We start from the raw sequence: 9,564 nt of genomic DNA on the forward strand, positions 1-9,564 counted from the left end.
GATTTAAACCCGATTGAGCATCCATGGCATAGAATCAAGCAAAGAGTTAGAAAAACTATGACATCCACAACCCAAAACCTTCATGACCTCATCGATTCAGTCATCTGCTCTATATGTCAACCTTTGCCTGCTTAGCTATATAGCGAAGCGTGGCGTAGCCATGAATCTTCAGGCGACAACCTTAACCTACCTAGCTATAGCTTGCGTGGCGAAGCCATAGCGTCAAGAATCCTTGCCCTTTGGGGCAGAGGGAGTATGTCTCAATCACTTCGCAAGGCCACAATCGGGTCTAAACGCGCCGCCTGTTGCGCCGGTGCTACCCCTGCCACCAAGCCCACCCCCGCAGACAACAACAGTGCCGCCCCAATCGCCCAGGGAGCCAACACCAGGGGAATTTGCAGCAATTGCGCCGCCCCCCACGCCAAGCCCAACCCCAGCGCCACACCGATCCCACCCCCTGCCAGGGACACCAGCACCGCTTCGGTCAAAAATTGCTGGAGAATTGCCGCCCCGGTTGCCCCCACCGCCTTGCGAATACCAATTTCCCGCGTGCGTTCCACCACCGAAACCAGCATGATATTGGCAATGCCAATCCCTCCCACCACCAGGGAAATAGCGGCAATGGCCCCCACCATCACCGTCAACAAACCCGTAATCGCCGTAAACGCATTAATAATATCGCTCTGATTATTGATGCGAAAATCGTCCGGCTGGGGGGGATAAATGTTGTGGCGAATGCGCAGCAAATTGGTGATTTGAAACTGCGCCGCCTCCATCTCCTCCGCACTGGGCACCTGCACCCAAAACCCGCTCAAGGCCACCCCCTGCAGGGCATTTTGCCCCACAATCCGCCCCGCCATATTTTTCAGGGGGATAAACACCTGGTCATCCTGGTCAAAGCCGCCTGTGCTGCCCTTGGGCGCCATCACCCCAATCACCTCGTACAGGGCGCCCTGAATCCGCACCCGCTGCCCCACAGGAGACGCATTGCCAAACAAATCACGGGCCACCGTTGCCCCCAACACCACCAGGGATTGGGCCGTATCCAATTCCATCGGGGTAAAGACCCGGCCACTGGCCACCTGAAACTGCCGCACCGCCCAAAAATTGTCATCCACTCCATTGACCAGCGTCAAGGTATTTTGGGTGCCGTAGGTCACCTGCCGTTGGCGGGTCAAATAGGGAGCCACCCGGGCCACCGAAGGCACCTGCGTCGCCACCGCCTCGGCATCCTCCAAGGTCAAGGTCGTGGCCATGCCCGCCCCCTGGCTGATCCCCCGCACCTGGGGCGCACCGGCCTGAACTTGCAACAGATTCGTTCCCAGATTTTGAATTTGCCGCTGGGTTGCCACCTGCACCCCCTGCCCGACCGCCGTCACCAGGATCACCGAAGCGATGCCGATTACTACCCCCAACATGGTCAGCGCCGTCCGCAACCGGTAGGCTTGCAGGGCCGACCAGGCCATCGCCAGAATGTCACCCCCGGCCACGCCTGTAGGAGGTTTGCGTCCCATCATCGTCTTGGTGGCCCCAGACCAGGAATCAAAGGCGGCAATTGGGTGCGCGGGCGTTCTCCCCTGGGAAAACTCAGCAGTACCTTGTCCCCCTCTTTTAAGCCCTCCAGCACCACCGTTTTGTCCCGCACACTGATGCCTGTGCGAATGGGTTGAAACCGGGGGGGGTTCTCCGCCAGCAAAACACCCGCCCGTCGTTCCTGACGGACAATGGCGACCGTCGGCACCACCAAAGCATTGGGCAGAATTCCCACTTGAAACGTCACTGCCGCATTCATCCCCACCCGCAACCGCTGTTGCCCATCCTCCACCGCCAGGCGCACTTCAAAACTGTTGACATTCTGCTCGATGACCGACTGCACGGCAATTTGGACGATCCGCCCGGTCAAAGGCTGCTCCGGGTAAGCATCGGCCACGATTTTGGCCGTTTGCCCCAACCGCAACTGGGGTAGGCTACTTTCTGGCACCTTGGCCACCACCTGGTTATTCGCTGCCAACGCCAGCACCGAAGAAGAAGTCGCCGAGGAGACCGTACTGCCCGAAGTCGTCGGTGTGACAAACGCCCCCGGTTCCGCATAAATCCGAGTCACCACCCCGCTAAAAGGCGCGCGCAAAATCGTATCGTTTAATTGGGATTGGATCACCTGCAACACCCCCTGCGCCTGCTGCAGTTGTCCCTGGGCTTGGGCAATTTCTTCGGGGCGAAAACCACTTTTTCGTAAATCCAAAACCTGTTTTGCCTGTTGTAAACGGGCTAGGGCTTGCTCCCGCTCTGTCAAAGATAATTCCAAATCCTGCTGGGAAATGGCTCCCTGGGCAAATAGGGTTTGATTGCGTTTGAGGTTCAATTCCGCTTGCCGGAGCGCCGCCTGCACCTCTTGCACTTGCGCCTGGGCTTGGGCAATTTCCTGGGGACGGTTCCCAGCCTGCAACCGCTGGAGATTGGCCCGTGCCGCCGCCACCTGCCCTTGCGCTTGCAGCAATTGCCCCCGCAAATTGGTATCGTCCATCGTGGCGAGAATCTGCCCCCGTTCTACCCGGTCCCCTTCTTTGACCCGCAATTCCCGCACAATACCGGCAGTTTTGGGGCTAACGTTGATGACCCGTTCGGGGCGGACTTCCCCATTGACCTGAATCGTCACCGGCAAGGTTTCGCGCGTCACCGTTGCCGTGGGCACTTGCGGCCATTTCCGAGCACGCGGACGGAACACCCACCACCCAATTCCCCCGGCCAGCAGTATCGCTACCCCCAGGACAGGCAGGAACCGAATGCCGTTTTTGCGCCAGGTTTGCACAAGCGACCCCCCGCGACAGCCCTACCTGCATTGTAGACGAGCAAATCCCCTAACCCGTCTGGCTCAAGGAACCTTTTGGACTTTTTTAACCCGCCCTCTCAGCAAAGGCGCAGGGTAGGGGCAAATTTTTATTGGTAACCACCTAAAACCGCATACGGAGCAATCTAGGGTTAATAAACATTACTTAATAACCCCCGCACCGCCTGTTCAATATCCGGCTGTTTCATCAACGATTCTCCCACCAAAATCCCCTGCACCCCTGCCTGTTTCATCCGTAAAACATCCGCTGGTGTGTAAATCCCCGATTCACTAACCAAAGTAATGCCCCGCTGTTGTATCTCAGGTAATTTTTGCGCTAATAGATTTTCTGTCGTGCTTAAATCCGTGATGAAATTCTCCAAATTGCGGTTGTTAATGCCAATGAGATTTACCCCCGGTACACCTAATACCCGCTCCAATTCGGTTAAGGTATGCACTTCCACCAAAGCTACCATCCCCAAGGCGTGGATGATGCGAATAAAATAGCTCAAATCTTGGTCAGAGAGAATGGCGGCAATCAGCAAAATGGCATCGGCTCCCTGCCAACGGGCAAGATAAATTTGGTAGGGATAAATGATAAATTCTTTGCACAAAAGGGGCAGGTCAACTGCTTGGCGAATCTGGCCTAAATAATCCCAACTCCCTTGGAAAAATTGCTCATCTGTGAGTACGGAAATGCACCGCGCCCCCGCCCGTGCGTAGCTCTGGGCAATGGCCACCGGGTCAAAATCTGCCCGAATCACCCCTTTGCTGGGGGATGCCTTTTTTACCTCTGCGATCAAAGCCGGATGGGGCGGGGATTGCAAAGCTGCCAAAAAGTCCCTGGGCGGGGGTGCATTCAGTACCTTTTTTTGCAATTCCGCTAGGGGCAACCCTTGCCGCAATCGCTCCACTTCTACCTCTTTGGCCCAGACAATTTCCTCTAAAATGTGCCGGGGTTGGGCTTCGGGCAGGTCCATCTGGTAACCCAGGCGGCTAAGGGATAGAGCAAGATGGGGACGGGTGCGCCGAATCGAGACCATAACCGGCACTTACGAACGGGTCAGGGTTAAACTCGCCCGCTTGAACGCCTCATCCAACACCTCGGTGAGGGTGGGATGGGTGTGGACAATTTCCGCCAGCGTCTGGACGGGGGTCTGGGTGGCAATGGCCGCCGCTGCTTCCTGGATCAAGTCCGCCGCATGGGCGCCCATGATATGCACGCCCAACAATTCCCCCGTATCCGGGCGGTAAATCACTTTCGCCAAACCCTCTGCTTCCCCCTCGGCAATCGCCTTGGAATTGCCCTTGAAATAACTGCGGACTGCGGCGACAGGAAATTGCTCCTTTTGCCCCAACTCCTGCGCCTGGGGTTCGGTCAAGCCCACAAAACTAATTTCCGGGTGGGTAAAGGCCGCCGCGGGGATCGCCCGGTAATTGACGGTTTTGTTCTGCCCGAGCATATTTTCCACCGCCACCCGTCCCTGCGCCGCCGCCGCATGCGCCAGCATCATCGTACCAATGGCATCGCCAATCGCCCACACCGTCGGCAGAGGTTCCCCATTCTTAAGTACATTGAACTGAGGTGTGACCGGGATAAACCCCCGCCGGTCCCGCTGGACACCCAGGGATTCCAGCCCCAAATTCTCCGTTGCCGGAAGCCGCCCCGTGGCCACCAACACCGCATCCACTTCTAAAACTTCTTTCAGTTCTTTGGTCTGCGCATCCGCCAATTCCACCACCACCGGCTTCCCCGGCGTAACTTTTTGCGCTACCATCCCCACGTAGGTTTCCACATCCCGTTCCGTGAGCAACACCCGCTGCGCCAACCGGGCCACATCCGGGTCAAAGCTGGGCATCAGGCGGTCGAGAGCCTCAATCATCGTCACCTCACACCCCAGCGCCGTGTAAATGTCGGCAAATTCCAAACCAATGTAACCACTGCCCACAATGGCAATCCAAGGGGGCAACCAGGACAATTTGAGGGCATCGTCGCTGGTAAACACCGTTTGCCCGTCAATCTCAATCCCCGGCGGCACCCAGGGATAGGAACCGGTGGCAATCAAAATATGGCGCGCCGTCACCAGGGTTTCCTTGCCGCCTTGGGTCACACTCACCTTTTGCGGGTCCACCAATTTGCCCCAGCCCGGGAGAATGGTCACCCCCAGCCGTTCCAGCGAGCGGGTCAAATCCCCCCGAATTTTGGTCACAATTCCTTGGGCATGAGCCGCCACCCCTGCCCGATCCACCTGAATCTGGGCCACGCTGATCCCCAGGGCTTGCAGGGTTTCCTTGTCCTGCAATTGACGCAAACGACCCGCTGCCGCCAACAACGCCTTGGAGGGAATGCAACCCCGATTGACACAGGTGCCCCCCATCTCCGCCACTTCCACAATCGCCGTTTTCATGCCCAAGGCCACCGCGTGGATCGCCGCCCCATGACCACCCACACCCGCCCCGATAATCAGCAAATCGTAGTCAAACAAGGGTTTCTCCTCCACTTTGGGGATTATTTTAGTGTAATCTCCATCCTCGGCCACCCCAGTGGAAATTTTAGTAAAAGTCTGTCTTGCAACCCTGCCCCTTGAGCTAGGCTAAAAAAAGCACACAAGCACCGGGTGTTTCCAGCCGCAGGCTAAACCGATGACCAGAAGCCGCTCCCTGCCCCCGCGTTTCCGCCGTTCCCTTTGGTGGGGAATCCTAGCCCTGGCGTGGGTGTTGGCCGGGATTGCCAGTTGGCGCGCCATCTCTACCAGCAGCTTGGGACGATGAAAAAAGCCATCCTCACTAGCAGTGTTGTGCAGAAGGCATTGATTGCCCTGTCGGGTTTATTTTTACTGTTTTTTCTCCTCGTTCATCTGTGGGGAAATTTGTTGCTTTTGGATAGGCCGGGTCGTTACAATCAGCTTGCCCAGGCATTAGAAAACTGGGGCTGGATATTTCATGGTTTGGAATTCGCCTTACTCCTGGCATTGAGCACGCATATTTGGTTCACGATTGCCATCCGCAGACAGCAAAAAAAATTTCGACCTCGATATACCCACCTACCCCACAAAAACACTTGGGCAGGCAGTTGGGCTGTCAATCTCACATCCCGCCTCATGACCATCACTGGCCCTTTAATCCTTGGGTTTCTAATTATCCATGTGCAACAGTTTCGGTTCCATCCAGGGGAACGTAATTTAGAAGCCCTTGTAACCCACCTATTTCATCAGCCGGGTTGGGTAGCCCTGTATGAATTGGCATTATTGCCTTTGGGTTTGCACCTGGCGCATGGCTTTGGCAGTAGTCTGCAATCGTTGGGATTTGGGCATGCGCAAATCACCCCCTGGTTGCCCCTTGGGAGTCAGATTTTGAGCGTAATTCTGATCTTTGGTTATGCGCTTATTCCCTTAGCCGTCTATGGGCAACACCAATGAATCCTACGCCGATTCCCAATGGTCCCCTGGAACAAAAGTGGGATGAATTCAAAAAACATTGCCGTTTGGTCAGTCCCGCCAATCGGGGTAAATACACCGTACTGGTCATCGGCACGGGTCTAGCGGGCGCATCGGCGGCAGCTACCCTGGGGGAATTGGGTTACAAAGTACTGGTGTTTTGCTTACAAGATACACCGCGGCGTGCCCACAGCATTGCGGCTCAGGGGGGAATCAATGCGGCTAAAAATTACCAGAATGACGGGGATAGTGTCTGGCGGTTGTTTTACGACACGATCAAGGGGGGAGATTTTCGGGCGCGGGAGGCGAATGTCTATCGTTTGGCGCAAATTAGCACCCAAATTATTGACCATTGTGTGGCGCAGGGCGTGCCGTTTGCGCGGGAGTATGGGGGCTTGTTGGCCAATCGTTCTTTTGGGGGGGCGCAGGTGTCCCGCACGTTTTACGCCAGGGGGCAGACGGGGCAGCAATTATTATTGGGGGCTTACGGGGCGTTAATGCGTCAGGTGCAACGGGGGACGGTGCAACTCTTGCCGCGGCGGGAATTCTATGATTTGGTCATTGTCGATGGGCGAGCGCAGGGCATTATTGTGCGCAATTTAATCACCGGGGAATTAGAACGGTATGGGGGTCAAGCCGTTATCCTCGCTAGTGGTGGTTATGGGAATATTTATTACCTATCTACCAATGCCAAAAGTGCCAATGCCTCGGCAGTTTGGCGGTGTTACAAAAGGGGGGCGTTCTTAGCCAATCCTAGTTTTGTGCAGATTCATCCCACCTGTATTCCCGTCTCGGCAGCCGGGCAGTCCAAATTGACCTTGATGAGTGAAAGCTTACGCAATGATGGTCGCCTGTGGGTCTCCAAAATCCCTGGCGATACCCGTGCCCCCAAAGACATTCCCCCTGAAGATCGGGATTATTTTTTGGAACGACTCTACCCCAGTTTTGGCAATTTGGTACCTAGGGATATTGCGGCGCGGGCCATTAAAAAAATGTGCGATGCCGGTTATGGGGTAGGCCGGTCGGTGTATTTGGATTTCCAGGAATGTTTGGCGCACAACCGCGCAGAAATGGACCGCAAATATGGCAATTTGTTTGCAATGTATCAACGAATTACGGGGGAAAATCCCTACGAAACGCCCATGCGCATTTATCCAGCGGTGCATTATGTGATGGGGGGGCTATGGGTGGATTATGGCTTGATGAGTACGATCCCCGGTTTATTTGTCCTCGGAGAAGCTAATTTTTCGGACCACGGCGCCAATCGTTTGGGTGCCAGTGCCTTAATGCAGGGCTTGGCAGATGGTTACTTTATTATTCCCTACACCTTGGGCAATTATTTGGCGGGGATCAAACCCCAAGAAGTTGATGTTCGTGGAGAAGAATTCCAGCAGGCGGCCCAACAAACCCACGACCGGCTTACGGCTCTCTTGAGTGTGGGTGGTTCGTGCCCCCCTAGGGAGTTTCATCGGCAGTTGGGCATGATTCTTTGGGATCAGGTGGGGATGAGCCGTTCAGAAACGGGCTTGAAAGAGGCATTACCGAAAATTCAGGATTTACAGCAAGCATTTTGGCGGGATGTGCGGGTGACGGGTTCGGCCCAGGGGTTGAATCAGGCCCTAGAGGAGGCTGGCCGGGTAGCGGATTACTTGGAATTGGCCGCGGTGTTGACGTTGGATGCTCTGGCGCGGCGGGAATCCTGCGGCGCTCATTTTCGGGAGGAGTACCAAACTCCTGAAGGGGAGCCGCTGCGGGACGATGAGCGGTTTGCCCATGTGGCGCTGTGGCAGTGGCAAGCAGAAAAAGCACCCCTACGGCACGAGGAACCCTTAAATTATCAAACCGTGCAACCGACGGTGCGGAATTACCGTTGAGGTGTCTTTTTCCTGTTAAGATACCTCTGCTGGGTTTACGATGCCACCATGACCAATCGGAGCTACAACATTGCGGTTTTGCCGGGGGATGGAATTGGGCCGGAAATTATGGCGGTCACCCTAGAGGTTTTAGAAAAGTTAGGGCAAAAGTATGGGATTGATTTTCGGTTTTCTGAGGGGTTGATCGGAGGAATGGCCATTGACCAAACCGGCCAACCGTTGCCCCCGGAAACCTTGGAATTATGCCGCCAGAGTGATGGGGTTTTATTAGGGGCAGTAGGCGGCCCCAAGTGGGATGAATTGCCCGGTCATTTGCGTCCTGAGCAGGCATTGTTGGGACTGCGTTCGGGGTTGGGGTTATTTGCCAATTTGCGCCCGGCCAAGGTGTTTCCTGAATTGCTCCAGGCTTCCCCGCTCAAACCGGAAGTGATTCATGGCGTGGATTTACTTGTGGTGCGGGAGTTGACCGGGGGCATCTATTTTGGCCAACCTAAGGGCATTTTCACCACCGAAACTGGGGAACTGCGGGGGGTCAATACGATGGCCTATCGGGCAAGCGAAATTGACCGGATTGCGCGGGTGGCGTTTGCGGCGGCCCAAAAACGCCGGAAAAAGTTGTGTTCGGTGGACAAGGCGAACGTGCTGGAGGTGTCCCAACTGTGGCGGCAACGTGTCAATGCTCTGGCGCCGGAGTACCCGGATGTGACCGTAACCCATTTGTACGTGGATAATGCCGCCATGCAGTTGATTCGCTGGCCGCAACAATTTGATGTGATGGTGACGAGTAATTTGTTTGGGGATATTCTTTCGGATGAGGCGGCCATGTTGACCGGCAGTATCGGGATGTTGCCGTCGGCAAGTTTGGGGGCGGGGGGGCCGGGGGTGTTTGAACCCGTGCATGGTTCTGCGCCGGATATTGCCGGGCAGGACGTGGCGAACCCCTTGGCGCAAATACTCAGCGCTGCCATGTTACTGCGTTACGGGTTGGGGGAAACCCAGGCTGCCGATGCCCTGGAAATGGCGGTGGCGCAGGTATTACGTGAGGGCTACCGCACCGGGGATATTTACACCGCAGGCACGCAACGGGTGGGTTGTCGGGCGATGGGGGCGCAGGTGGCCGCAGCCGTGGCCGCACTACCCTGATATTTATCTACGTAATTTATTTACGTAATTTACCGGCAAGTAATGCGCCAAGGCTCCGCCCTTTAGGGCTGGGGAGGAAGCACCGTCTTTTCTATCCGTTCAGAAATGTGATAAAGGGGTTTCATGTTGGTTCGGGAAGCCAAGTTATAGTCATTTCAAACAAGTTTGCGACATGCGCCTTTACCTGAAAACCCTGTCCTGGAAGGGGATACAGTGATGACCAGTGCCTCAAAGTGTTGCATTTTCCTGTGAAACGACTATACTCAACGGGACACCGGAGCAG

At 55.6% G+C, this 9,564-nt stretch carries 8 protein-coding genes; 4 read left to right on the top strand and 4 right to left on the bottom strand.

Going from position 1 to position 9,564, the window contains the following annotated elements; all coding sequences use genetic code 11:
• Positions 1-260: 260 nt before the first annotated feature.
• The 4 genes from ACWISF_RS08255 to lpdA all read right to left on the bottom strand — a co-directional run bounded on the left by ACWISF_RS08255 (position 261) and on the right by lpdA (position 5,313).
• On the bottom strand, positions 261-1,517 hold the full coding sequence (locus ACWISF_RS08255) for an ABC transporter permease (protein ID WP_448381110.1): 1,257 nt from the start codon (positions 1,515-1,517) through the stop codon (positions 261-263).
• Positions 1,514-2,809 carry an efflux RND transporter periplasmic adaptor subunit gene (locus ACWISF_RS08260; RefSeq protein ID WP_448381111.1) on the bottom strand — a complete coding sequence of 432 codons (1,296 nt, stop codon included), beginning with the start codon at positions 2,807-2,809 and terminating at the stop codon, positions 1,514-1,516. Before ACWISF_RS08260 ends, ACWISF_RS08255 begins: the two co-directional genes overlap by 4 nt.
• A gap of 170 nt (positions 2,810-2,979) precedes the next feature.
• Entirely contained in the window at positions 2,980-3,870 is an 891-nt protein-coding gene (trpC, locus tag ACWISF_RS08265) for an indole-3-glycerol phosphate synthase TrpC (protein WP_448381112.1), read from the bottom strand.
• A gap of 9 nt (positions 3,871-3,879) precedes the next feature.
• Positions 3,880-5,313 carry a dihydrolipoyl dehydrogenase gene (lpdA, locus tag ACWISF_RS08270; protein WP_448381113.1) on the bottom strand — a complete coding sequence of 478 codons (1,434 nt, stop codon included), beginning with the start codon at positions 5,311-5,313 and terminating at the stop codon, positions 3,880-3,882.
• A 157-nt stretch (positions 5,314-5,470) separates the two neighbouring features.
• Here lpdA and ACWISF_RS08275 point away from each other — a divergent pair, with 157 nt between their 5' ends.
• The 4 genes from ACWISF_RS08275 to leuB are packed head-to-tail and all read left to right on the top strand — an operon-like array spanning position 5,471 to position 9,281.
• The gene (locus tag ACWISF_RS08275) at positions 5,471-5,599 is read left to right on the top strand and encodes a hypothetical protein (RefSeq protein ID WP_448381114.1); all 129 of its coding nucleotides are present in this window, start codon (positions 5,471-5,473) and stop codon (positions 5,597-5,599) included.
• 26 nt (positions 5,600-5,625) lie between these two features.
• Positions 5,626-6,246: a hypothetical protein gene (locus tag ACWISF_RS08280; protein ID WP_448381115.1), complete on the top strand. Its 621-nt coding sequence runs from the start codon at positions 5,626-5,628 to the stop codon at positions 6,244-6,246.
• Positions 6,243-8,138, top strand: a complete 1,896-nt coding sequence (locus ACWISF_RS08285; protein ID WP_448381116.1) for a fumarate reductase/succinate dehydrogenase flavoprotein subunit — start codon at positions 6,243-6,245, stop codon at positions 8,136-8,138. The genes ACWISF_RS08280 and ACWISF_RS08285 overlap by 4 nt, the downstream gene beginning before the upstream one ends.
• A 48-nt stretch (positions 8,139-8,186) precedes the next feature.
• Entirely contained in the window at positions 8,187-9,281 is a 1,095-nt protein-coding gene (gene leuB, locus ACWISF_RS08290) for a 3-isopropylmalate dehydrogenase (RefSeq protein ID WP_448381117.1), read from the top strand.
• Positions 9,282-9,564 lie beyond the last annotated feature (283 nt).

This window comes from Gloeomargarita sp., assembly GCF_053491055.1.